We start from the raw sequence: 24807 nt of genomic DNA, 5'->3' as shown, positions 1-24807 counted from the left end.
ACTATGCTTTAATATCTCTTAGTTTAAGTTGAAGCGTTACCTTGCCTTTCCATTCATTATCATCAATTGAATATACAGCATTGAATGGTTTTCTGTCTGAAATTAACTCAAGCTTATCACCCATACCAAACCCAATACAAACAATACTTTTAGAAGTATCTGGTTGTGTTGCTGTTAAGCGTAAATGAGTTTTATCTGCTCCTACACACTTTCCGTAACCTGTATCTATTAAGTTTTCGGTCATAAATACGGGCGTCATATTTTCAGGCCCATAAGGAGCAAACTGCTTTAAAATTCTATAAAATTTTGGTGTAATATCGTTTAACTCTATTTGAGCGTCAATTTTAATCTCTGGTGTTAATAAATTTCTATCAATCGTTTTTGTTACTTCATCTTCAAAAGCCTGTTTAAAAGCTTCATAATTTTCAGCTTCCAATGTTAATCCTGCTGCATATTTATGTCCTCCAAACTGTTCAATATGTTCGCTACAAGCTTCAATGGCATTATATACATCAAAACCACGAACAGAACGTGCTGAAGCTGCTAATTTTTCTCCACTTTTTGTAAATACTATCGTTGGTCTGTAATAGGTTTCTGTTAATCTAGAAGCCACAATACCAATAACACCTTTATGCCAATTTTCGTCGTAAACAACAGTAGTAAGGCGGTTCTGTTCTTTTTGGTCTTCAATTTGTTTAAGAGCCTCTTCTGTAATTTGCTTATCTGTTTCACGTCTATCTAAATTATATTCATCAATTTCAGAGGCATATTGATTCGCTTTATCATGCTCTTCTTCTGCTAATAAAGTTACCGCATAGTTACCGTGTTTCATACGTCCTGCTGCATTAATCCTTGGTGCTACAATAAATACAACATCGGTAATGGTAAGCTCGGTTTTTTCTACTTTATCTAAAATAGCTTTTATTCCTGGCCGAGGGTTTGTATTAATAACTTGCAAACCAAAATAAGCTAAAGCTCTATTTTCGCCGTTAATAGGAACAATATCTGCGCCAATGGCTGTAGCAACCAAGTCTAAATATTCGGTTAAATCTTCAACTGTCTTTCCGTCTTTTGATGCTAATGCTTGAACCAATTTAAAGCCAACACCACAGCCACATAATTCCTTATACGGATAATTACAATCTTCTCGTTTTGGATCTAAAACCGCTGCTGCTTTTGGTATTTCGCTTCCCGGTCTGTGGTGATCGCATATAATAAAATCGATTCCTAGTTTTTTAGCATGGGCTACTTTTTCAACAGATTTAATGCCGCAATCCAAAGCTATAATAAGAGAGAAATCGTTCTCTAAAGCAAAGTTTATTCCTTTATATGATATACCGTAGCCTTCATCATATCTATTAGGAATATAAGTATGAATAAGCGGATACTTTGTTTTCAAATAGGTAGACATTAAAGCTACAGATGTTGTCCCATCAACATCATAATCACCATAAACCAAAATGTTTTCTTTATTGGCAATTGCTTTTTCTATTCGTGCAACAGCCAGATCCATATCTTTCATTAAAAAAGGATCGTGCAAATCGCTTAAACTTGGTCTAAAAAACGTTTTAGCTTCCTCAAAAGTTTCAACTCCACGCTGTAACAATAAATTAGCGATAGCAGCATCCACTTGAAGTGCTTTTTGCAACGCTTTAATTTTTTCGGCTTGTGGTTTAGGTTTTAAAGTCCAACGCATTGAGGGGATGTAAAGTTTGAATTAAAAGTTCAACGAAATTTGTTACTCTTTATTTCTTATGAAAATACGTTTCTATTTTTAATTCTGAAAACTGACGAAACATTTCCATAACACCGCAGTATTTTTCTATAGATAAGTCAACTGCTTTTTGAAGCTTTTTTTCATTCAATTTGGCGCCATAAAAATGAAAATGCATTTCTAATTTGTCATAATATTTAGGGTGCTCATCAGTTAGATTTGCATCAATATCTATATTAAAATCATCAACATCTAGCTTCATTTTTTTAATAAGAGACGCAACATCTAAACCTGAGCATCCTGCCAAAGCAGAAAGCATTAAAGCTTTTGGGCGGTAACCTTCACTTTTCCCTCCATTTTCTTCACCAGCATCAATAAATAAATTATGCCCTGACGGATTGGTGCTTTCAAATCGCATATTCCCTAACCATTTTGTACTAACTTGATTCCCCATTTTTATGAATTATTTTTTGTTTCTTGCAAGTATCAAAAATACTATTAAAAAAATAAAACTATGCCTTTAGTAACACCATTATCTGCTGATCATGATCTAGAAACCAAAGAACTCGCAGAATTCTTTAATGAAACCTTAGGGTTTTGTCCAAATTCAGTATTGACTATGCAACGCCGACCAGCAATTAGTAAAGCATTTATAAATTTAAATAAAGCTGTTATGGCTAATGAGGGTAGGGTTACTTCAGCTTTAAAGCGCATGATTGCTTGGGTTAGTAGTAACTCAACTGGTTGTCGCTATTGTCAAGCACATGCAATACGGGCTGCCGAACGTTATGGAGCTGAACAAGAACAACTTGATAACATTTGGGAATACAGAACTCATCCTGCTTTTAGTGAAGCAGAACGTGCTGCGTTAGATTTTTCGTTACAAGCTAGTCAAGTGCCAAATGGTGTTGATGAAGAAATAAAAAAGCGTTTATACGAACACTGGAATGAAGGTGAAATTGTTGAAATGCTAGGTGTTGTTTCATTATTTGGATACTTAAATCGTTGGAACGACAGTATGGGGACTTCTATTGAAGATGGAGCTGTAGAAAGTGGCAACCAATATTTAGGAAAACATGGTTGGGAGAAGGGGAAGCATGTTTAAGAAAAAATTAAATTTGCATTATATAAGATAAAAATTACATATTTGCAGCAAGAAATGAAAAACACAATAGAACATATTGTACCTAAAGCACTGTTTTGCCAGTGGGATTATCGAGGAATGAACGAATTATTCTCTCGATCAAGGACGTTATGTAGTGGTTTCAACTGATTTTATATAAAATAAAAACTAAGAAAATAATCTATAATTATAATAAGCGTCCAAGAAACTGGACGCTTTTTTTATGAAAAAAATTAAAATAATTTGAATATAAATTTTAAAAACTAAAATAATAAGTATTGAAGGATAAGCAACTGGTGGACAGACTTTTGCCATTAACCTTGATAATCTGCAAAAATGCGGACAGGAGATTCTTTGTTTAAATTTTAACATAACTAATTGATTGTCAATAAATTAATTTAAAATTTTATTTGTTTATTTAAAAAATGTTTTCATCTTTGCACCGCAGTTTTAAATAACTACTGCGCAAAAAATTTAATAATTAAAAACAAGAAGCCATGTTAAAACATAATGTACCCTTTCAGAGTATATATAGTGATCTTGAATCACTCATGAGGCTTCGGTTTTTTCTGTAGATTACTTTCCAGAAAAAAATCCGAAGCACACAAACTGTTTCGGATTTTTTTATTCCAAAAATTTAAGAATACATAAATCTGATTTGGTTTTAAGAGCCCACAAAATGTGTGCCTTTAAAACAGAATAATTTATTGAATAAAACGAAAATGGAAAATAATTTACATAACAACTATTTGTTTAAGGCTTTAGACGCTTATCCGTATGAGTTAGAAGAAACATTAGAAGCATTAAACTATGCTTTATCATATAACAGCAAAGATGCACAAGCTTTATGTTTGATGGGGCGTGTTTATGCAGAGCAATTAAAAGATTATGAAACAGCTAAACAATATTTCGCAGAAGCTGTGGCTCAACATATGGAAATGCCAAAAACATATCCATTCTATGTTCAAACACTTTTATGGAATAATGACTATGATGAAGCTGATAAGTTGATTGCTTTTGCACTAACTGTAAAAGGTACTGATAAGGCTTTGTTGCAATTATTACAAGGTATTTTACTTGAAAAACAAGACAAATACAAAGCAGCGATTAAACTATTAAAGGCGGCTAATAAAACAGCAACAAACAACTGTTTTATTGAGTACGTAAATAATGAAATATCTAGAGTTAAAAAGAAAATAAAGCCTAGAAATAAAAAGAAAAGAAAGTCTAACAAAAAAAGAAAGGAGAAGTAAAAAATCGGCAAACTTGGTTTGCCGATTTAATGGGAATTCGTCAACGTTGGAGAGTTGATGCAGATTGTAAACCTGCCGCTTACATGCTAAGAAAGTTCGAATCTTTCAGTTCCCACAAGTATATGTTGACAAGGTGGCTGAATGGCTAAGGCTACAGATTGCAAATCTGTTATTTATGAGTTCGATTCTCATCCTTGTCTCAAAAATGATATTGTAGCTCAATGGTAGAGCAAGTAGCTGTTAACTACTAGGCTGAAAGTTCGAATCTTTCCAATATCGCAAATTATAGTACCGTAGTTCAATGGCTAGAATGCTCGACTGTCTATCGAGAAGTTGCGAGTTCGAATCTCGTCGGTACTGCAAATGCTCTATTAGCATAGTGGTTTAGTGCATCTAGTTTTCTCCCAGAAGACAAGGGTTCGATTCCCTTATAGAGTACAATAATGAGGCATAGTTCAGTGGTAAGAGTGTCACGTTTACATCGTGAAAGTCATAGGTTCGAATCCTATTGTCTCAACAAAATTGAGGTATAGCTTAATTGTTAAAGCACCGAGCTTTTAACCCAGGTGATTTAGGTTCAACTCCTAATACCTCAACAACATGCAGGAATGGCGAAAACGGTAAACGCACTCGACTTAGAATTGAGAAACTGGGAGTTCGAATCTCTCTTCCTGTACGAAGTAAGGAAGAAGATAAGAAGTTTATGCTGAGCGAAGTCGAAGTAAATCTCTCTTCCTGTACCATGATGCTCCACTAGCCCAACTGGGAGAGGCAACAGTTTTAAGCGCTGTTAAGTCCAAGTTCGAATCTTGGGTGGAGTACTAAAATATTGGAGCAGTAGCAAAGTTGGTCAATGCACCGGATTGAAATGAGTTTACGAATTCAACGAAACCTATTTATTAAATAGAATTCAGTGAGTTAAACTCTGGCTATATAGGTTCGAATCCTGTCTGTTCCACAACATACCTCTTTAGCTTAAAGGGAAGAGCTGCGGAAAAAGATTTTGATTCGTTACCGTGGAGTGATAGGATGATGTGGTTGGTGGCGCGCCCGCCAATGACTAGGTTTTGCAGAAGCACCGAAATACACAGGATGTAAAGTAGGGAAGCGCATTTAGAGCCTATCTGTTCGCGTCCTGCGAAAGTGCCAGTTCGAATCTGGTAAGAGGTACAATAACATCTCCTCCTTTGAGGGGATAAAATATCAAGCTGGTCTTGTTGGGTGTTTCGGTATAGCACTATTGCATAAGGCATTGCAGAGATGCATGATGATTTTATGTTCAACTAGACTTGGAGGTTTTGACTGTTATCCAAAAAATAGTCGCGACTCAATAGGTCGTGGGTTCGATTCCCACTCCCGAAAATTCGGGATAGTTCAGTAGGCTAGAACAATTGATTAAATGTTGCAGGTTCGAGTCCTGCCAAGGTTTCATTTCCTTGTAACTCAACTGGTAGAGTACTACACTGTTAATGTAGAAGAAGGATTTAGGAGATCCACCAAAGCTTATCATCTTGTAAAACTGATAGCCAGTAGTCTGTCACACTACTCAAATAAAAATGACAAAAATAGTGGATTGTAAGTCGGCTTAATAATTAACAATATTAGTGTGATTAAGCAATCTGAAAAGTACTTTGAAATACTGATTTTTAATAGCTAAACATAACTACTGTTTTGTTTTCAAGACTTAAAATAACGTATCATTTATTTTGATGCCAACTTTTATTTCTAAAGAACTTAATACTACTTATAGAGGCTTTTAATATGAGTATTTCCGTGCCAGAAAGATGATTTGCAATCTGCTGTTTTTTAAAAAAACGAATGTTCCGCGTTAGGGATAGAAGTGGTTAGCTTTTGGCGAGGCGAGCATCGAGCCAAAACTAGTAACAAATAGCCCGACCCCCTTTTTTGGGGTAACGCTCAAAATATACTTTAAATGGTAACAAACTCGTAGTTACTACTTAAGGTTGGCAGCCCTTCCGTTACAGGTTTTGCCACGCCTATAGAGGGCAACAATTAATGTTTAATTTAAAAATTAGAAACAATGAAACGAGTAAGAATTAATGCAGGAAAAGTAGGTTTGGTATTCAAAAAAGGAGATTACGTAAAGGTAATTACTAAAGGAATACATTGGTTAAGTTTTAATAAACGTGTTTTAACGTATGACTTAGCAAATACCTTTGTGGCTCCAGTAGCGTTAGAACTCTTACTACAAGACAAAACGTTAGAAGCCATGTTAGATATTGTTGAAGTTAAAGACAGTGAACTTGTTTTGGTTTACGAAAAAGGTGTTTTTAAAACCATACTAACTGCTGGACGTTATGTGTACTGGAAGGGTTTAATTGAGCGTGAGTTTACACGTGCAGATTTAAGTAAAATTTATATTACTGAAAAAATTGACAAGTCATTATTTAGTAAATATGAATTGAGTAAATACATCAGAGCTTTTGAAGTAGCAACCTATGAAAAAGCTGTCCTTTTAGTAGATGACGTGTACACAAAGACGCTTGACGGCGGTACTTACAGATTCTGGAGAAATGACACGACAATTAAAATTGCAAAGGCCGATTTACGTCAGTTGCAATTAGAAATTGCTGGACAAGAATTGTTAACTAAAGATAAAGCTGCAATCCGTATCAACTTTTATACACAGTATAAAGTAACCGATATTGAAAAGGCTTTATTAGAAAACAAAGATTACGAAAAGCAATTATACATTACTATGCAATTGGTATTGCGTGCTTATGTTGGTGCTTATACTTTAGATGAATTGTTAGAACGTAAAGAAAATATTGCCGAGGCTGTATTTGAAGACGTAAAAACAAGTGCAACTAAATTAGGTGTCACCGTTTTAAACTGTGGTATTAGAGATGTGATTTTAACTGGAGAAATGAAAGAGATTATGAATCAGGTTTTAGTAGCACAAAAAAAAGCACAAGCCAATACAATTACAAGACGTGAAGAAACTGCTTCTACACGTAGCTTGCTAAATACGGCAAAGTTGATGGAAGAGAATAACATGCTGTACAAGCTAAAAGAAATGGAGTATGTTGAAAAAATCGCTGATAAAATTGGCGAAATCACAATCTCTGGTAATGGAGGTGTTGTAACACAATTAAAAGAGATTTTCTCTGGAAAATAAGTGGGTGTTTTGGGCGTAACCCCGCCAAAAAAGGCGGGGTCGCGCTTTACGCTATATCTTTTGCAAAAGCAAAAGGATGCCGCTGCAATCGCTTACGCGGGTGTACTTGCTCGCAGCGTAACTAATGCCAAAGGTTTTTAGGTGTCAAAAAATAATAGACCAAGTCATTTCGACAAAAGGAGAAATCATATAATTTAGTAAGAGATAAAAAACTATGTTTTCAATAGAATATAAAATTACTGGTGCAGGATGGGCTACGGTAAAAATCAGTAATAACGAAAAAACCGTAACTATGGATGTTTCATATTTGTACGATTCTTTAAAAGAATTAACACAATCGGCTATAGATATAAAAACAAAACAAATGAGAAAAGTTCTCTTTATGGAAGAACCTGGAGAGTTTTTACTTCTTCTTAATCGAAGTGATACCAACATAATTGATTATGAATTGCGGTGGTATGAAGACTGGAATGAATGGAATCTAGTAGATGAAGATAATTTTAAACTTGTTTTAAAAGGAGAAACAACTATAGCAAAATATATAAATCAAGTTAGAAATGTACTAAAAGGTATTTTAAATGAATTAACACCTGAAGAGTACAAAGAGAAATGGATTAATCACGAATTTCCAATGGAAGAGTGCAAACTATTGGGATAAAAGAAATCATGAAAACAAAAATAACAGGCAAAACCCTAATAGATTTAGGATATAAACAAGCCAAATGGTTTAAAGACACCATTACGCTTATAAACGAAAAATAGACGTTAGATTATAAAAAGTAAATTTTGTGTTGATGGAAAATTAGTCTTTCACAATAAAGGTCTCCCAACCATCATATTTACCATTGTACTTTTTAGAAATTTCTCTTAAAAAAGAGGTTATGGGATAAATAGAATCAATGTCAACTTTATCTTCCCTATAAAACTGCAAGCCATATGGCAAATCATAGTCTTCATTTTCGTTAGATATTTCTATTTTGAAATTATTCTCTAATATTTCCTTTTTAAACTTCTCAATATCACTCTTACTTTTAAAATACGACCAATGATCTACGCGTCTAGATTTTGTTAAATTGTCTCCTCCTCTTTGAATTGCCTCAACAACGCTTTGGTCTGACATATAATTTCTCGTCGCTTCATTTGGATATAAAAACTCAGTATAGTATTCCCATTTTTTATCTTCCTTGATATTTAAATAATATTTTTTTGAAGGATAATTTGTTTTATAAAACGTTTCAATCTTTTCTTTAATTCCGTCATCAGATTTAAGATAAAAATATTCTAAGCGCTCAAAGTCATACATAAAAGACCCTACAAGAACACTTTCTCCATCCTTCTTCAACAAAACTTCTAATTCATCACCAATTTTATGCAAAAGTTTAAAAGTTGAATCTTCACTTGGAAAACCATCATCTCTTTCGCTTTCATAAGTAATTCCAGTTACCAAAACAAAGTTATAATCAGCTAAAGGAGCAACATCAATTAAATCCATCCGAACGGTGGTTGATCCTGGTTTATTATCATATGCAGCCATATATACTTGCCAATTCTCTTCGCTTTTTTGAGCATATAATGAAGAAAAAATTATAGAAAAGAATAATAAAAATATTTGATTTTTCATGTAATTGAAATTATGATTTATTAAGATAACTAACAAATTACAGAGTCTTATTTTTATTGTAGTCATAAATAAGATGGTTCAAGTATTCAGAAAACCACAATTTCCTACCTTTGACACCCTATGAATAACCATTTTAAATCCATCATTTTACAAAGCACAGGAGCATCTTCTTTATTCGAAAAAGAAATCATTCAGGAGCTATGGAGCGGTTATGGTAAAATTATCCGTGTTGCATTAGAAAATTCCACTTTAGAAAGCGTAGTTGTAAAACATGTGCAATTACCTAGAAATAATCATCACCCAAGAGGATGGAATACAGATATTGGCCATCAGAGAAAATTAAAATCTTATGAGGTTGAAACCACTTGGTACAAAATCTATAGTAAACATAGTATGGCGCGTTTACCAAAATGTTTTGCTATTGAAAGAAAGGATGATGAAGTACTTATAGTACTTGAAGATTTGGACAAAGCAGGTTTTCCATTACGAAAACAAAGTGTGGAATGGAAAGATATAGATAGGTGCTTAGAGTGGCTGGCACAATTTCATGCGAGTTATTTAGGAAAAGTTCCTGATGGACTTTGGAATGTTGGCACCTATTGGCATTTAGAAACCAGACCTCAAGAACTTGAGGTTTTAGAAGACAACCCATTAAAAAATGCTGCCGCTGCTATTGACAAAAAACTAAACAACTGTAGCTTTAAAACATTTGTGCATGGCGATGCAAAATTGGCAAACTTTTGTTTTTCAAAAAATGGACAAGTTGCCGGTGTAGATTTTCAATATGTAGGTGGTGGATGTGGTATGAAAGATGTCGCCTATTTTATTGGAAGTTGCCTTAATGAAAGTGATTGTGAACGTTTAGAATCGAAACTATTAGACACGTACTTTACACATTTACAAAAAGCTCTTGGTGAAAAAAATGAAGCGCTTGAAAACGAATGGCGGTCTTTATATCGTGTGGCTTGGGCAGATTTTCATCGGTTTTTAAAAGGTTGGAGTCCTGGCCATTGGAAAATCAACAGTTATAGCGAACGTATTACTGCTGAAGTCATTAAAAACCTATAGTAATGGACTTAAAACATTTAGCAAATATTGCTATTGAAGCTGCACTTTCAGCTGGAAAAATCATTCAGAAACATATGAATGATAACATTGTTGTGGAACAAAAAGAAGGAGGATCCAACTATGCCTCTCAAGTAGTAACAAAAGTAGATCGTGAATGCGAAAATGTTATCTTATCACATTTAATGCCAACTTGTGAAGCGTATGATATTGGTTTGTTATCTGAAGAAACCAAAGATGATGGCAGCCGATTTAAAAAAGATGCCTTTTGGTGTATAGATCCTATGGACGGCACATTAGCATTTATCAATAAACACCCTGGATTTTCCATTTCTATTGCTTTAATTTCCAGAGATGGAACGCCTGTAATTGGCGTTGTATTTGATCCTTGTACCGAAACACTATATCATGCTATAAAAGGCAACGGAGCATATAAAAACAAAATGACTTGGGTAATTAAAAATACTAATGACTTTTTAACTTACGTGACCGATAAAAAATTAAGAGACACATCTAAGTCTAATGAAATACAAGTAATACTAAATAATCATAAAGCTAATTTAGGATTAAAAGGCATTAAAGAAATGTCAGGATCAGGCGCAGTAATGTGTGCCATTTTAGTTTTAGAAAACAGTCCTGCATGTTTTTTAAAACTTCCTAAAAAAGATCTTGGTGGTGGTAGTATTTGGGATTATGCTGCTACAGCTTGTATTTACCAAGAACTGGGTTTACCAGCAACAGATTTTTATGGTGAAATACTAGACTTAAACGAAAAGGATGGTACGTTTATGAATCATCAAGGGGTTTATTATTCTAACTTTAAAAAACGAAATTGATTATCGATATTCAATTTCTTGAAAAGAAATAATGATGCTTAGTTACATCGTTTTTTTGATTCTTTTTCTCAGCTCCGGCAAAACCTCAACCTCAAACCAAGGGTTTTTAGTTAACCAAAATCGATTTCGTGGCGATGGATGTGGTAAAGGCAAATATTTTGGCAAATACTGATTGTAATTCTTTACCGTTTCTGTTAATGTTTTTTTTGATTCTTTTTGTAAATAATATTTCTGAGCATACATGCCAATTAAAATAACCAGCTCTACATTTTTAAATTCATCAAATAATGGTTTATGCCACTCTGGTGCACATTCTGGACGTGGAGGTAAATCTCCTGTTTTTCCTTTTCCGGGGTAGCAAAATCCCATAGGAATAAGTGCTATTTTAGTTTCATCATAAAACACCTCATCTGTAACACCTAACCATTTTCGCAACTGCTTTCCACTTGGATCGTCCCAAGGAACTCCTGTTTTATGTACTTTAGTCCCTGGTGCTTGACCAATAATTACAATTTTAGAATCTGGATGTGCCGATACTATGGGTCGTGGACCTAATGCTAAATGCTCTTGACAAATAGTACATTGTTTTATTTTGCGTAATAAGGCATCCATTTAATTACAAATCATCTGTTTTCTTACTTCCCCAGTTAGTTAATTGAATAATTTTATTGTAAATAAGATTGTTTTCATAAATCCCTTGAAAATTTTCAGAACCTGGTCCGTATGCAAATACTGGAATTAACGTTGCCGAATGCCCTCCAGTAGAAAAACTACCTTTAATTTTATTATAATTTCCATTCTCTGAAGCAAGCGTATAGCCTCCAGTTTCATGATCTGCAGTAACAACAACCAGTGTGTTTCCATCTTTCTCAGCAAAATCAAGAGCTTCTCCAATAGCTTTGCTAAAATCTTTTACTTCTTCAACAATATAGTCAGAATCATTTTCATGTCCTCCCCAATCTATTTGAGAGCCTTCAACCATTAGGAAAAACCCATGTTCGTTTTTAGATAAATACTCCACCCCCAAACGCGTTGCATCACTTAAAAAATCACCACGTCCCTCACTCATTCTAGGCATTTGTATTGGTGCTAACAAATACCCATATTTTTTATTTAAATCAAAATTTTGAGGCTTCTTCAAAGAAATCGTGTCAACAATAAAATCGTTTTTAGAAAAAACAACTCCTAAATCAACACTATCTTTTCGTTTAAAAAAGAAATTGTTTCCTGCTCCCGCAAAGAAATCTATTGTAGACTCTGGTAACTGAGCAGCAATTTCCTCTTGCATATTTCTACTTTTAACATGGGAGAAAAAAGAAGCTGGTGTGGCATGCGTTATTGAAGAAGTACTTATTACCCCTGTAGCTAACTGCGATTCTGAAGCCTTATCTGTTATTAATGGTACAGATAAAGTGTCTTGATCTACACCTATCGCTCCATTATAAGTTTTTATACCTGCAGAAAAAGCTGTAGCTCCAGCTGCTGAATCGGTAATCAAATCACTTTGGGAAGATGTTTTTATAAAACCTATCTGCTTGAATCTCTCAAAACTTGGGTTTTCATTCCCAAAATAAAAGCTGCTTGAAACTTGGGATACTCCCATACCATCTCCTATTAAAAGTATGACATTTTTAGGTGCTTTTTTTACTTCTTTCTTTTCTGCTTCAATAGGTTTACAACCTGATATTAACATAAAAGCACTTAATAAGGTAAATGATATTTTAAAATATTTCATGAACTACTTTGTTTTTGATTGATTTAATATTCTTTCTAACTATCTTTTAGTGTTTATTTCTTTCCTCCAACAACAACAACTATCTCGCCTTTTGGTGGTTTATTGGTATAATATTCTAAAACTTCTTTAGCTGTACCTCGAATGGTTTCTTCGTAAAGTTTAGTGAGTTCTCGAGATACCGATACTTGTCTGTCTTCACCAAAGTATTCGCAAAAATGCCCTAAGGTTTTTACTAATTTATGCGGGCTTTCGTAAAAAATTATAGTTCTAGTTTCTTCTGCTAATAATAAAAGTCGGGTTTGACGTCCTTTTTTTACTGGCAAAAACCCTTCGAATACAAACTTATCGTTTGGCAATCCCGAGTTTACCAAAGCGGGTACAAATGCTGTAGCTCCTGGTAAACAGTCTACTTCAATATTATTTTCTATACAGGCTCGTGTTAGCAAAAACCCAGGATCTGATATAGCTGGTGTTCCGGCATCACTAATTAATGCTACGGTTATTCCTCCTTTTATTTTTTGAATTATGCTTTCCACCGTTTTATGTTCGTTGTGCATATGATGCGATTGCATATGGGTATAAATTTCAAAATGTTTTAACAGTTTGCCAGAAGTGCGTGTGTCTTCAGATAGAATTAAATCGGCTTCTTTTAAAACCTCTATAGCTCGAAAAGTAATGTCTTTTAAATTTCCTATGGGTGTTGGTACTATGTAGAGTTTACTCATGTATTAATCGTTACTACTGTGTTAGGGATTGAAGCGGCATCCTTTTTAAAATTAAATGTAAAACACTTGTTGATAGCTAATATTAATAGATTGTCACGTCGTTTCTCTCCTCGCAATGACATTTAAAAAGATATAGCGGAAAGCGCGACCACGCTTTTTGCGTGGGAACACCCAAATTTTAAAGGAATTTACTTTCTATAATTTGTATAAAGCGTTCTTCAAACTCTTCTTTATCTGCCCAATCGTTATAATCTGGTTTTACAATATCTTCTATAAATCGTTTGGCATCGCTAAAAGACATCGATGTATTTAATTGAGATACTACCCGATCGTAATCTTCGCTTTTTCCGTTAAACAAATGCTTTATAAATGCTATTTTATCGTTAAGTCCTATATTGAGTTCGCCTTTTTTTAGTTTATCGTTAAGTGTCTTTTTTTCGTTACCGTTTTGGGATTTAGAAACGGGTTCGAAAACTGGCATGTCTTCAAAACCAGAAGTAATAGATTCCAAGTCATTTTTACGTTGTTTTTGTTTTGGAATGGCTTCTTCAAAAACCGAATCGACTTGCAGTGTTTCTTGCGGCATTTGAGCTACCATGTCTTTAATTGTTTCCATTAAAGGCTCGGTAATCTCATCTTCTTCAACATCATCAAGGTTTATATATACTTTATCTTCAACCTCTATATTATCACTTACTTTATTATTGAAAGCTGTATCTAACATGTCGAAAAAAGAAGAATCGTTACCAATAGATGGAATATCATCCTCAAAATTTTCGTGAGCAAACTTTAGTACCGACAGCTTTTCATAAAGCTCTGCAGATTCTGCATGCAGTTTAATAACATCTTCTTTCCCCTTTAATTTAAGAATTCTATGTGCTATACTAATAAGTTCGGCCTCTAACTTCTTCTTCATTATTTATAATTTAAAATTATTGCTATTTAGGCTTTTGATTTTTAATAAATTTACGCCACCTTTATACAAACGAAAATTTCCTTTGTTTTAGTGTTAAAATTACGAAATGTTTCTTGAAAATACAGTAAATCATAAAGAACAATTTGGATGGATTGAAGTTATTTGCGGTTCCATGTTTTCTGGAAAAACCGAAGAACTCATCCGAAGACTCAAACGCGCTCAATTTGCAAGGCAAAAAGTTGAGATTTTTAAACCTGCTATAGATGTGCGCTATGATGAGGATATGGTAGTCTCTCACGATGCTAACGAAATTCGCTCTACTCCTGTGCCCGCAGCAGCAAACATCCCTATTTTAGCTGATGGTTGTGATGTTGTTGGTATTGATGAAGCTCAGTTTTTTGATGACGAAATTGTACGTGTTTGTAACGATTTAGCCAATAAGGGTATACGCGTTATTGTAGCTGGATTAGATATGGATTTTAAAGGAAACCCTTTTGGGCCAATGCCTAACTTAATGGCAACTGCCGAATATGTTACCAAAGTACATGCGGTATGTACAAGAACTGGGAATTTAGCGCAATATAGTTACCGTAAATCTAAAAGTGATAATTTGGTGCTTTTAGGCGAGGTTGACGAATACGAGCCCTTAAGTAGAGCCGCTTACTATAAGGCAATGATGCGTGATAAAGTAAGAAGTATGAAAGTTAACGACGCCGAAGAAATTACCTCTAAACCAAAGAATTCAGATGTCTAAAGCGCAAGAGACGGTACTTGAAATTGATTTAAAAGCACTTAAGCATAATTTTGAGCATTTAAAATCGAAACTTAAAAACAATACTAAATTTTTAGCCGTTGTTAAAGCTTTTGGTTACGGTAGTGATGCTTGCGAAATTGCTGTTTATCTACAAGAATTAAGCGTCGACTACTTTGCTGTAGCTTACGTAAATGAAGGCGTTGTATTAAGACAGGCAGGCATTACAAAACCCATTCTAGTTTTACACCCTCAAGCTGTAAATTTTAAAACCTTAATTGCAAATTGTTTAGAACCTAGTTTGTACAATGCTAAAATTTTTAATGAATTTCTTTCTTTCGCTTCCGTAGAAAAACAAAACGATTATCCCATTCATATTAAATTTAATACTGGTTTAAACCGACTTGGGTTTTGGGAAAACGATGTTGATTATATAATTTCAAAACTAAAAAACACTACCGCTGTAAAAGTAGAATCTATCTTTTCTCATTTAGCAGCTAGCGAGGATTTAAATGAAAAAGAATTCTCTTTAAATCAAATTGCAAACTTCAAAGCTATTTATACAAACTTTACAAAAGCTATTGATTGCAAACCGTTACTACATATGTGTAACACCTCTGGAATATTAAATTATCCTGAAGCCCATTTTGATATGGTTCGTAGTGGCATTGGCCTATATGGTTTTGGTAATTCGATAAAAGAAAACCGGTATTTAAAACCTATTGGAACTTTAAAAACTATTATTTCGCAAATTCACCTTATTGAAAAAGATGAAACTGTTGGCTATAATCGGGCTTTTAAAAGCGATGGTTTTTTAAAAACTGCTACCCTTCCTATTGGTCATGCCGATGGTATTGGCAGACAATATGGTAATGGTAATGGCTTTGTAACTATTAATGGTCAAAAAGCCTATATTATTGGCAATGTTTGTATGGATATGATTATGATAAACATAACTGGTATAGATTGTAAAGAAGGAGACGAAGTTATTATTTTTGATGTAAATCATACTGCTGAAACCCTAGCCGAAACCTCTGGCACAATTTCTTACGAACTAATAACTGCTATTTCCCAGCGTGTAAAGCGTGTGCTTTTAAAATAGTTATTTTAACAAATGTTAACATTTAATTTTTTTAACTAAATTAGTATCCTACTAACTAAAATTTAAAATTATGCTTAAAGAGTTTAAAGATTTTATCATGACGGGCAACGTTGTGGAATTTGCAGTTGCGGTAATTATGGCTGGCGCCATAGGAGGAGTTGTAAATGGATTTGTAAATAATATTGTAATGCCAGTAGTTGGACATTTCTCTGGAGGAATGGATTTTTCTCAAATGAAAATTGTTTTAGACGAAGCTGTAGTTGACGCTACAGGAGCAGTTACATCTGCTGAAAATGCCATTATGTGGGGTTCATGGGTTAATACTATTGTAAACCTAATTATTGTTGGTTTTGTTATGTTCCTAATAATAAAAGCTTATAATAAAACTAAAAAGCCTGTAGAAGAAGCACCTGCAGAACCTGAGGGACCATCTCAAGAAGAATTATTAGCAGAGATAAGAGACTTGCTTAAAAAATAACTGTTTGTTAAATAAATAACATTTTGTTATTTGTTGTCAAAAAGCCTTTGTTTTCTAAAAATGAAGGCTTTTTTTATGCACTAAAATATAATTAATACTTAGTTTTGTTGCAGTAATTTTATAAAAATATAAAAATGAAAGTAGCAGTTGTTGGAGCCACAGGAATGGTTGGCGAAGTGATGTTAAAAGTATTAGCAGAACGAAATTTTCCTATTACTGAATTATTATTAGTTGCCTCAGAGCGTTCTGTTGGTAAAAGACTAACCTTTAAAGATAAAGAACACACTGTTATTGGTCTAGCTGATGCAGTTGCAGCAAAACCAGAGATTGCTATTTTTTCTGCCGGTGGTGGTACATCATTAGAATGGGCTCCAAAATTTGCCGAAGTTGGAACTACAGTTATTGATAACTCTTCTGCATGGAGAATGGATCCATCTAAAAAATTAGTTGTTCCAGAAATTAACGCAAATGAGTTAACTAAAACCGATAAAATTATTGCTAACCCTAATTGTTCAACCATACAAATGGTTATGGCACTGGCGCCGCTTCATGAAAAATACAAGATGAAACGTGTGGTAGTTTCAACTTACCAATCAGTTTCTGGTACAGGAGTTAAGGCGGTAAAACAACTGGAAAATGAAATTGCAGGAATCGATGGCGAAATGGCTTACCCATATCCAATTGGCCGAAATGCTCTGCCTCATTGCGATGTTTTTGAAGACAATGGTTATACAAAAGAAGAAATGAAATTGGCTCGTGAGCCACAAAAAATATTTAACGATAGAACCTTTTCTGTTACTGCTACTGCTGTTAGAATTCCTACTGCTGGTGGTCATTCAGAATCTGTAAATGTTGAATTTGAAAACGATTTCAATTTGTCAGATGTTAGAAAGCTACTTCATGAAACTTCAGGGATTGTAGTTCAAGACAATACGGATACAAATACTTACCCTATGCCAATTTATGCACACGATAAAGATGATGTTTTTGTTGGAAGGCTTAGACGAGACGAGACACAGCCTAATACATTAAATATGTGGATAGTTGCAGACAACTTGCGTAAAGGAGCAGCAACCAATGCGGTTCAAATTGGTGAATATTTAATAGAAAATAAATTGGTTTAGCTTTTTTAACTTAAAATTAGAATAACTATAAAAAAGTCCTTGTATCTTAACAAGGGCTTTTTTTGCTTAAAACAATATCATAAACAAAGTTTATTTGAAAAATTAGTTCAAAGCATAGCTATAAAAACGGCACGATTTTTGTGGTATAAAGACTACATGTAACCAAAAAACACTTTTTATGAAACCAATCTTCACTTCTTTAAGTTCAGCGTGGATTAATCTGATTTTTGTTTTATTATCACTATCCGCTTTTTCATATAATACAGATTCATTAATTAATAATAATGAATCAAAAGATATTTCTTTTTCAAAAGAAAAAATTTACATTCATTTTGATAAAACATTTTACAATCAAGGGGATGATATATGGTATAAAATATACTTAGTTAATGCTATAAATCATGAACCAGAATCTTTAAGTAAAGTCGTTTATGTCGATTTAATTGGCCCAAACCATACAATAATAGAAACTAAAACAATTAAGATTAATGCAGGTACTGGGAATGGCGATTTTAAATTGCCTACAGCATTACCAAATGGCGAATATACTATAAGAGCCTATACCAATTTTATGAGAAATTTTGATGACTCTTATTTCTTTGTGAAAAAAATTTATCTGAATACCGTAAAATCAAATCACAGTTTTAATACCAATACAACCCCTTTAAAACCGCATATTAGTTTTTCGCCTGAAGGTGGTAATCTAGTTAGTGGTTTTTTAAATAGAATAGTTGTTAAAGCAACAAAACCTTTAAGAAAAGGGGAAATTGTAACTGGTGAAGTTTTTGATGACACCAATAATAAAGTCCTCCATTTTGAAACTTCTGAATTAGGTTTAGGGAGCTTTCAATTTATTCCTCAAAAAGGCAGAACATATACCGCAATTGTTTCTCTTAATGGAGAAAAAAACACTTACTCCTTACCTCCAGTTAAAGATAATAGTGCCACAATTAGAATTGATAAAACATATAATGGATACAGAGTAAATGTGTACTCCTCTTTGCTTAATGGCATGGATAACTTTGAGTTATTAGGCATGCAAAAAGGAGATATTGTTTGTCGTGCTAAATTGAATGGAGAAAATGCTGAGATTGCTATAGATATACCTAAATCTGACTTAGAACAGGGGTTAATACAGTTTCAACTTTTAAATAAAAACGGCACTATATTAAGTGATGAAATTGCCTTTATTGACACTAATAATTTAGATCAAAAGGTAACCTTAACTCCATTAAAAGAAACTTTTGAGAAGAATGACATAGCTGAAATTGAAATTAATTTTGACCAACTATTAGAAGAAAACATAAAAGCAAACATGTCAATATCAGTTACACAAGTTAATCCTTCAAAGAATGATGCTAGTGATTTAGACATAAAATCTCATTTGCTTTTAAACCCTGAAATAAGAGATAATATTGAACAGTTTGATATTTATTCTTCAAATGATTTAAACAGAAAAAAAATATTAAACCAATTATTAATTTCTCAGGATGGCAAACTCATTTTAAGTGAAGACACCCCAAAAAATAATGAATTAAAGTTTTCGCCTGAATCTGGTTTAAACTTAAAAGGAACAGTTAAAGAAATACATAAAGGCAAACCTGTAAAAGCCAGTGTAACGGTTACATATAAAAATGGCAATGAAATTGGGCATGATAAAACGGTAACCGATGATTTAGGTCGTTTTAGTTTTGATGGGCTTAATTTTGACGAAAGAACTTTTGTAGCAATTAAAGCTAAAAGATTAAAAGCTAGCTATTATAGTAAAGATTTTATTATTGTGTTAGACTCCACTATTCCGCCTCAACACAAATACGCTAGTACTTCTAATGGTAATATAGTTTTAGATTCTAAAATAGAGCAAAATAAGAATATAGGATTTGCACCTCAAAAAGGCGAAGTTAAGTTAGATAAAGTAAAGATTAATGCTATTAAAAAACGTTTAGATAGGTTTTCAAAAAAAAGAAAAGCATCATTATATTTAAGCCCATCTCATACTTTAGATTTTAAAAATTTACGCATTTCTCCATCGGCTAATAATCCTATTCAAGCTTTACAAGGTAAGTTTCCTGGGGTACATGTAATAGGAGATAATATAACATTAAGAGGGAGGAATTCATTAACAGGAAATAATGAACCTTTATTTTTGCTTGATGGCTTACCTACTGATCGTGATCAAATTCTTTCATTACCAATTTTTGATATAGATTTCATTGATGTTATACAAGCTGTAAGAGCATCTGTTTATGGGTCTAGAGGAGGAGGTGGTATTATAGCTGTTTATACAGTAGATGGTTCAGAAGAAAATGAGGAAAAAAACAATAGGAATGTAACTACTAGTTTTTATCACCCAGGGTTTTACCAAGCAAGAAAATTTAATCAAGATGAAAATAACTCCTCAACACTCTATTGGAATCCCGATTTGAAACTAAACCCATCTGAAAACACGAAAATAACATTTAACACTGCCAATAAATCGGCTACCTATAAAGTTTTGCTAGAAGGCATTACTTCCAATGGAACACCTTTTAAATCTGTAGCCTATTTTGATGTAAATTAGCTACATGCTTTTAATCTTGTTTAATGAACTCCATTTCATAATTGGTAGCTGCAAGCTTCATAATGGTTTTATAAATATATTCGCAAACCTGTTTTTGTCCATTAATATTTATTAAATCAACTGTGTCTTCAGGTGTATGGTATTGAGGATGGCCTCCTGTATGCATCCCCAAAACCGAAATCCCTTTTCTGTAAAAGGATACATGATCAGAGCCGCCAACTGAACCTGCATGCACAATAGGGTTTAGACCTAATGATTTTCCTAAGGTTTGCATAAAATTTACGCCATCAGGGAAAGTGCCAGCTCCACCCATATAAACATGCTTTTCTTTATTTAATCTGCCAACCATATCCATATTAATCATTAACTTAATCTGCGATAATGGCACTAAAGGATTTTCAACAAAATATTTACTTCCTAATAAGCCTTGCTCTTCTGCCCCAAAGGCAATAAAAATAATGCTTCGTTTTAGTAGGCTTTTATTAGAAGCTATTTTTTCAGCAATTTCTAATAAAGCTGCTGTTCCACTAGCATTGTCATCTGCTCCATAATGAATTGTATTTTTCTTATCAGATTTTGACGATGGTCCGCCTAAACCTAAATGGTCATAATGTGCGCCTAGAACAATATATTCGTTTTTAAGAACCGTATCATTACCTTCAATAAACCCTACAACATTACAGGTTTTTACAACAGGTTTTTTATCAGCTCCTTTTTCTATTCTAAGTGTTGCTTTAAAGACTTGCTTATACCCTAAGTCAAAAGGTATAATTCTTATTTTTTTAAATTCATTTTTTAAATACTTAACAACACGTTTGTTTTCTTTTCCACCAGGGTATCGCCCTGCATTTGTTTCTGAAGTTAAAAATAATAAGTGATCTTTTAATTCGCTCTCTGTAATATCAGATTGAGAATACATATTATGGTTAATAATAATTAACAGCAAAAACAAAAAAAACTTACTCATAAACTCACCGTTTTTATAATCTCAAATATATAATATGTTAACTACAACTTTCATTGGTTTTGTTTATTTTTGAGGAATAAATTTATCAATCATGAAAAAAATAATACTTAATCTTTTAGTACTTACCATTATTATGGCGTGCAAAAATGATAAAAAAGAAAAAAATGTAGTAATTGTGAATTATCCCGAAACGAAAACAGTAGATACTGTAGACACATATTTTGATGTAGAAGTAAAAGACCCTTACCGCTGGTTAGAAGATGATAGAAGTAAAGAAACTGAAGCATGGGTGAAATTACAAAATAAAAGTACCTATGGCTATTTAGATAGTATTCCATTTAGAAGCGAGCTTAAAGAGCGTCTATCAAAACTATGGAATTATGAAAAAGTAGGCTCACCGTTTATTGAAGGTGAGTACACGTATTTTTCAAAAAATGATGGTTTACAGAATCAAAATGTTTATTACAGAAAAAAGGGAGATGAAGAAGCTGAAGTGTTTTTAGATCCCAACACTTTTTCTGAGGACGGTACAATTTCTATGGGCAGTGGTTTAAATTTCTCAAAAGATAGTAACATGCTGGCGTATTCAATTTCTGAAGGCGGAAGCGATTGGAGAAAAATTATTGTTATGAGTCCTGAAACTCGAGAAGTTGTTGAAGACACACTTAAAGACATAAAATTCAGTGGTATTTCTTGGTATAAAAACGAAGGGTTTTATTATTCTAGTTATGATAAACCGAAAGGAAGTGAGCTTTCTGCAAAAACCGATCAGCATAAAGTCTATTATCATAAATTAGGGACTCCTCAAAAAGAAGATGTATTAGTTTATGGTGGAACACCTGAAGAAAAACATCGTTACATTTTTGCTAGTGTAACCGAAGACAATCGCTATTTAATAGTTTCTGCCAAAAAATCTACATCTGGAAACAAGCTATTTATAAAAGATTTATCTGTTCCAGATAGCGAACTAGTAACTATTTTAGATCACACAGATAGCGATACTTATGTTATTGAAAACGAAGGAAGCAAGTTGTTTTTAGTAACCAATTTAAATGCTCCAAATAAAAAAGTTGTAACCGTGGATGCCTCAAATCCAACGCCAGAGGTTTGGGAAGATTTTATTCAAGAAACTGAAAACGTTTTAAGCCCCTCAACTGGAGGTGGGTTTTTCTTTGCTAAGTATATGGTTGATGCGATTTCCCAAGTTAAACAATACGATTATAAAGGAGCTTTAGTGAGAGACGTATCGCTTCCTGGATTAGGAACCGCAAATGGTTTTGGAGGTAAAAAAGAAGAAAAAACAGATTACTTTTCTTTTACCAACTACAATACACCTACTAGTATTTATAAATATAATGTCGAAACTGGCGAATCTGAATTATACTGGAAACCTAGTATCAATTTCAACAGTGATGCTTTTGAAAGTAATCAAGTATTTTACACATCAAAAGATGGTACCAAAATACCAATGATGATTACACATAAAAAAGGCTTAGAGCTTAATGGAAAAAACCCAACAATTTTATACGGCTATGGTGGTTTTAACATAAGCCTAACTCCTTCGTTTAGCATAACCAATGCTGTTTGGATGGAGCAAGGTGGTATATTGGCCGTCCCTAACTTACGTGGTGGTGGTGAATACGGTAAAATATGGCACGATGCAGGAACTCAGATGAAGAAACAAAATGTATTTGATGATTTTATTGCGGCAGGTGAATATTTGATTGAAAAGAATTATACGTCTTCAGATTATCTAGCTATCAGAGGTGGTTCTAATGGTGGTTTATTAGTTGGGGCTGTAATGACTCAACGTCCAGATTTAGCCAAAGTTGCATTGCCCGCTGTTGGTGTTTTAGATATGCTTCGCTACCATACTTTTACAGCTGGAGCAGGTTGGGCTTACGATTATGGTACTGCCGAGCAAAGCAAAGAAATGTTTGAATATCTAAAAGGATACTCTCCTGTACATAATGTAAAAGAAGGTGTTGAATACCCTGCGACTTTAGTAACTACTGGAGATCACGATGATAGAGTAGTACCTGCGCATAGTTTTAAGTTTGCTGCCGAATTACAGAGTAAACAAACAGGAACTAACCCAACATTAATACGCATTGAAACTGATGCTGGTCATGGTGCTGGAACACCGGTAAGTAAAACTATTGAGCAATATGCTGACATCTTTGGTTTTACCCTTTATAACATGGGGTTTGATGTATTACCAAGTAAAACAAAAGAAAAAATAAAAGGGTAATATCCTACTTAAAGAATATTTAAAAATTCGCTCATTTAGGGCGAATTTTTTTTATACTATTTTTGCAATTCTTAAAACTTTATGCTTCAAGTTAAAAACATACTATTTAGTTATAAAAAAACACCCGTTTTAAAAGCTGTTTCTTTTAACGTAAATCAAGGTGAACACTATTCAATTATAGGGGAAAGCGGTTCAGGAAAAAGTACACTTCTAAAATTATTATACGGAACATATGATTTAAGTGAGGGGCAAATATTCTGGAAACATGAAGAAATTCTTGGGCCAAAACACAACCTTATTATTGGTCCAGAATACATGAAATATGTTGCTCAAGAATTTGATTTGATGCCTTTTATTACGGTAGCTGAAAATATTGGAGCTTTCCTATCCAACTTTTATCCTGAAGAAAAAAAAGAACGCATTAAAGAGCTTTTAAATGTAGTTGAGCTAATGCCTTTTGCTAATACAAAAGTAAAGTATCTTAGCGGTGGACAAAAACAAAGAGTAGCTTTAGCTAGAGCAATAGCTAAACAACCAGAAATAATTTTATTGGACGAGCCGTTTAGTCACATAGATAATTTTAAAAAGCAATCTTTACGACGAAGCCTGTTTAAATATCTTAAAGAAAAAAACATTACTTGCATAGTAGCCACACACGACAAAGAAGATGTATTACCGTTTTCTGATCAAATGATTGTTTTACACGATGCAGAAATTATAGCAAATGGCAAACCTGAAGACATATATAATAATCCAAAAACACCTTTAATTGCTTCGTTTTTTGGAGAGTTTAATACTATAAATGATAAAATTGTTTATGCTCATCAACTTGAAATTGTTGAAAAATCAGAGCTTAAAGTAACTGTAGTTAAATGTTATTTTAAAGGTAATTACTATTTGGTTGAGGCAGATTTAGATGGTAAATCTATCTTTTTTGAGCATTTTAAGTCTTTAAAACCTGGTTTAAAAACATCTCTTAATATTAAGAAAAATAAATTACAATAGTTTTTTAATTTTAAATTTTTGATTTCTAAAAACAATCTCATCATCTATTGTTTTTCCAATTAGTAATTGTCCTATTGGAGTGCTCGGAGAAATAGCATAAAATTTATCATTAGTTGTCCTTAGCTCTCCTGCACTAATTGCTAAATAATAATTAGCTACAGTAGTATAAATTACACTTCCCAACCCAACTGTTTTAATAGATTTATCTATATCTATTCTTGAAAGTGTCTCTTTTATTTTGATAATTTCGGCTAATTGATTTCCTGCCTTTTCTCTTTCTAACTGTAGCATCGCACGACCAGTTTCATGCTTATCTCCAGCACTACTTTTGGTTTCAGATGTTAATGATTCTTGAATTTCAGCTATAGTCTTTTGAATAGTTTGTAATCTGCTGTCTGTAAATTCAAGACATAGATTGAATAATTCTTTTTTGATTGCCATT

Annotated in this window: 22 protein-coding genes and 9 tRNA genes; 22 read left to right on the top strand and 9 right to left on the bottom strand. The window is 33.3% G+C overall.

Features of this window, described 5'->3' with window-relative positions; genetic code table 11:
- Position 1 precedes the first annotated feature (1 nt).
- Positions 2-1696 carry a single-stranded-DNA-specific exonuclease RecJ gene (gene recJ, locus M3P09_RS00935; RefSeq protein WP_249971683.1) on the bottom strand — a complete coding sequence of 565 codons (1695 nt, stop codon included), beginning with the start codon at positions 1694-1696 and terminating at the stop codon, positions 2-4.
- Positions 1697-1745: 49 nt separating this feature from the next.
- Positions 1746-2168 (bottom strand): OsmC family protein, encoded by a 423-nt coding sequence (locus M3P09_RS00930; RefSeq protein WP_099565078.1) that lies wholly within the window; start codon positions 2166-2168, stop codon positions 1746-1748.
- A 60-nt stretch (positions 2169-2228) separates the two neighbouring features.
- Between M3P09_RS00930 and M3P09_RS00925 the strand changes: the two genes are divergently transcribed.
- From M3P09_RS00925 to M3P09_RS00865, 13 genes are all read left to right on the top strand, one after another.
- A complete protein-coding gene (locus tag M3P09_RS00925) occupies positions 2229-2819 on the top strand; it encodes a carboxymuconolactone decarboxylase family protein (RefSeq protein ID WP_099565079.1) in 591 nt (196 codons plus the stop codon).
- Between the two features lie 740 nt (positions 2820-3559).
- Positions 3560-4090: a tetratricopeptide repeat protein gene (locus tag M3P09_RS00920; RefSeq protein WP_249971682.1), complete on the top strand. Its 531-nt coding sequence runs from the start codon at positions 3560-3562 to the stop codon at positions 4088-4090.
- Between the two features lie 127 nt (positions 4091-4217).
- Positions 4218-4290: transfer RNA gene (locus M3P09_RS00915), tRNA-Cys, on the top strand.
- A gap of 7 nt (positions 4291-4297) precedes the next feature.
- A tRNA-Asn gene (locus tag M3P09_RS00910) sits at positions 4298-4369 on the top strand.
- 8 nt (positions 4370-4377) lie between these two features.
- Positions 4378-4450: transfer RNA gene (locus M3P09_RS00905), tRNA-Asp, on the top strand.
- 5 nt (positions 4451-4455) lie between these two features.
- Positions 4456-4528: transfer RNA gene (locus tag M3P09_RS00900), tRNA-Glu, on the top strand.
- Positions 4529-4534: 6 nt separating this feature from the next.
- Positions 4535-4607: transfer RNA gene (locus M3P09_RS00895), tRNA-Val, on the top strand.
- 6 nt (positions 4608-4613) lie between these two features.
- Positions 4614-4686: transfer RNA gene (locus M3P09_RS00890), tRNA-Lys, on the top strand.
- Positions 4687-4692: 6 nt separating this feature from the next.
- Positions 4693-4766, top strand: a tRNA-Leu gene (locus tag M3P09_RS00885).
- A 71-nt stretch (positions 4767-4837) separates the two neighbouring features.
- Positions 4838-4911: transfer RNA gene (locus M3P09_RS00880), tRNA-Leu, on the top strand.
- A gap of 10 nt (positions 4912-4921) precedes the next feature.
- Positions 4922-5048 (top strand) — tRNA-OTHER (locus tag M3P09_RS00875).
- Between the two features lie 1083 nt (positions 5049-6131).
- Positions 6132-7229, top strand: coding sequence for a slipin family protein (locus tag M3P09_RS00870; protein ID WP_249971681.1), 1098 nt, complete (start codon positions 6132-6134; stop codon positions 7227-7229).
- Positions 7230-7443: 214 nt separating this feature from the next.
- A complete protein-coding gene (locus M3P09_RS00865) occupies positions 7444-7887 on the top strand; it encodes a hypothetical protein (protein ID WP_249971680.1) in 444 nt (147 codons plus the stop codon).
- A 144-nt stretch (positions 7888-8031) separates the two neighbouring features.
- Here M3P09_RS00865 and M3P09_RS00860 read toward each other — a convergent pair whose 3' ends face one another.
- Entirely contained in the window at positions 8032-8850 is an 819-nt protein-coding gene (locus M3P09_RS00860) for a DUF695 domain-containing protein (protein WP_249971679.1), read from the bottom strand.
- Positions 8851-8970: 120 nt separating this feature from the next.
- Here M3P09_RS00860 and M3P09_RS00855 point away from each other — a divergent pair, with 120 nt between their 5' ends.
- Entirely contained in the window at positions 8971-9918 is a 948-nt protein-coding gene (locus tag M3P09_RS00855; RefSeq protein ID WP_249971678.1) for an oxidoreductase family protein, read from the top strand.
- 2 nt (positions 9919-9920) lie between these two features.
- A complete protein-coding gene (locus M3P09_RS00850) occupies positions 9921-10751 on the top strand; it encodes a 3'(2'),5'-bisphosphate nucleotidase CysQ family protein (protein ID WP_249971677.1) in 831 nt (276 codons plus the stop codon).
- Positions 10752-10793: 42 nt separating this feature from the next.
- Here M3P09_RS00850 and M3P09_RS00845 read toward each other — a convergent pair whose 3' ends face one another.
- The 4 genes from M3P09_RS00845 to M3P09_RS00830 all read right to left on the bottom strand — a co-directional run bounded on the left by M3P09_RS00845 (position 10794) and on the right by M3P09_RS00830 (position 14127).
- Positions 10794-11363: a uracil-DNA glycosylase family protein gene (locus M3P09_RS00845; protein ID WP_099565086.1), complete on the bottom strand. Its 570-nt coding sequence runs from the start codon at positions 11361-11363 to the stop codon at positions 10794-10796.
- 4 nt (positions 11364-11367) lie between these two features.
- A complete protein-coding gene (locus M3P09_RS00840; RefSeq protein WP_249971676.1) occupies positions 11368-12486 on the bottom strand; it encodes an alkaline phosphatase in 1119 nt (372 codons plus the stop codon).
- Positions 12487-12539: 53 nt separating this feature from the next.
- On the bottom strand, positions 12540-13211 hold the full coding sequence (gene rsmI, locus M3P09_RS00835; RefSeq protein WP_249971675.1) for a 16S rRNA (cytidine(1402)-2'-O)-methyltransferase: 672 nt from the start codon (positions 13209-13211) through the stop codon (positions 12540-12542).
- A 178-nt stretch (positions 13212-13389) separates the two neighbouring features.
- Entirely contained in the window at positions 13390-14127 is a 738-nt protein-coding gene (locus tag M3P09_RS00830; RefSeq protein ID WP_099565089.1) for a hypothetical protein, read from the bottom strand.
- 106 nt (positions 14128-14233) lie between these two features.
- Here M3P09_RS00830 and M3P09_RS00825 point away from each other — a divergent pair, with 106 nt between their 5' ends.
- The 5 genes from M3P09_RS00825 to M3P09_RS00805 all read left to right on the top strand — a co-directional run bounded on the left by M3P09_RS00825 (position 14234) and on the right by M3P09_RS00805 (position 20142).
- Positions 14234-14881: a thymidine kinase gene (locus M3P09_RS00825; RefSeq protein ID WP_249971674.1), complete on the top strand. Its 648-nt coding sequence runs from the start codon at positions 14234-14236 to the stop codon at positions 14879-14881.
- Entirely contained in the window at positions 14874-15980 is a 1107-nt protein-coding gene (alr, locus tag M3P09_RS00820; RefSeq protein WP_249971673.1) for an alanine racemase, read from the top strand. The genes M3P09_RS00825 and alr overlap by 8 nt, the downstream gene beginning before the upstream one ends.
- 70 nt (positions 15981-16050) lie before the next feature.
- Entirely contained in the window at positions 16051-16458 is a 408-nt protein-coding gene (gene mscL / locus M3P09_RS00815; RefSeq protein WP_249971672.1) for a large conductance mechanosensitive channel protein MscL, read from the top strand.
- A 134-nt stretch (positions 16459-16592) separates the two neighbouring features.
- Positions 16593-17582 (top strand): aspartate-semialdehyde dehydrogenase, encoded by a 990-nt coding sequence (locus M3P09_RS00810; RefSeq protein WP_099565093.1) that lies wholly within the window; start codon positions 16593-16595, stop codon positions 17580-17582.
- A gap of 178 nt (positions 17583-17760) precedes the next feature.
- A complete protein-coding gene (locus M3P09_RS00805; protein WP_249971671.1) occupies positions 17761-20142 on the top strand; it encodes a TonB-dependent receptor plug domain-containing protein in 2382 nt (793 codons plus the stop codon).
- Between the two features lie 10 nt (positions 20143-20152).
- On the opposite strand, the gene M3P09_RS00800 is transcribed toward M3P09_RS00805, so the two are convergent.
- Positions 20153-21109, bottom strand: a complete 957-nt coding sequence (locus M3P09_RS00800; RefSeq protein ID WP_249971670.1) for a M28 family metallopeptidase — start codon at positions 21107-21109, stop codon at positions 20153-20155.
- Positions 21110-21200: 91 nt separating this feature from the next.
- On the opposite strand from M3P09_RS00800, the gene M3P09_RS00795 reads away from it, so the two are divergent.
- A complete protein-coding gene (locus M3P09_RS00795; protein ID WP_249971669.1) occupies positions 21201-23360 on the top strand; it encodes a prolyl oligopeptidase family serine peptidase in 2160 nt (719 codons plus the stop codon).
- An 81-nt stretch (positions 23361-23441) separates the two neighbouring features.
- Positions 23442-24365, top strand: coding sequence for an ABC transporter ATP-binding protein (locus M3P09_RS00790; protein WP_249971668.1), 924 nt, complete (start codon positions 23442-23444; stop codon positions 24363-24365).
- On the opposite strand, the gene M3P09_RS00785 is transcribed toward M3P09_RS00790, so the two are convergent.
- Positions 24357-24806 carry a GreA/GreB family elongation factor gene (locus M3P09_RS00785; RefSeq protein WP_099565098.1) on the bottom strand — a complete coding sequence of 150 codons (450 nt, stop codon included), beginning with the start codon at positions 24804-24806 and terminating at the stop codon, positions 24357-24359. The genes M3P09_RS00790 and M3P09_RS00785 overlap by 9 nt on opposite strands.
- Between the last annotated feature and the right edge of the window lies 1 nt (position 24807).

The organism is Jejuia spongiicola (genome assembly GCF_023502325.1).
In the GTDB taxonomy this organism is placed as follows: domain Bacteria; phylum Bacteroidota; class Bacteroidia; order Flavobacteriales; family Flavobacteriaceae; genus Wocania_A; species Wocania_A spongiicola.
Note: the sequence above shows the minus strand (reverse complement) of the source record. Positions and strands in the feature narration are given on the sequence as shown.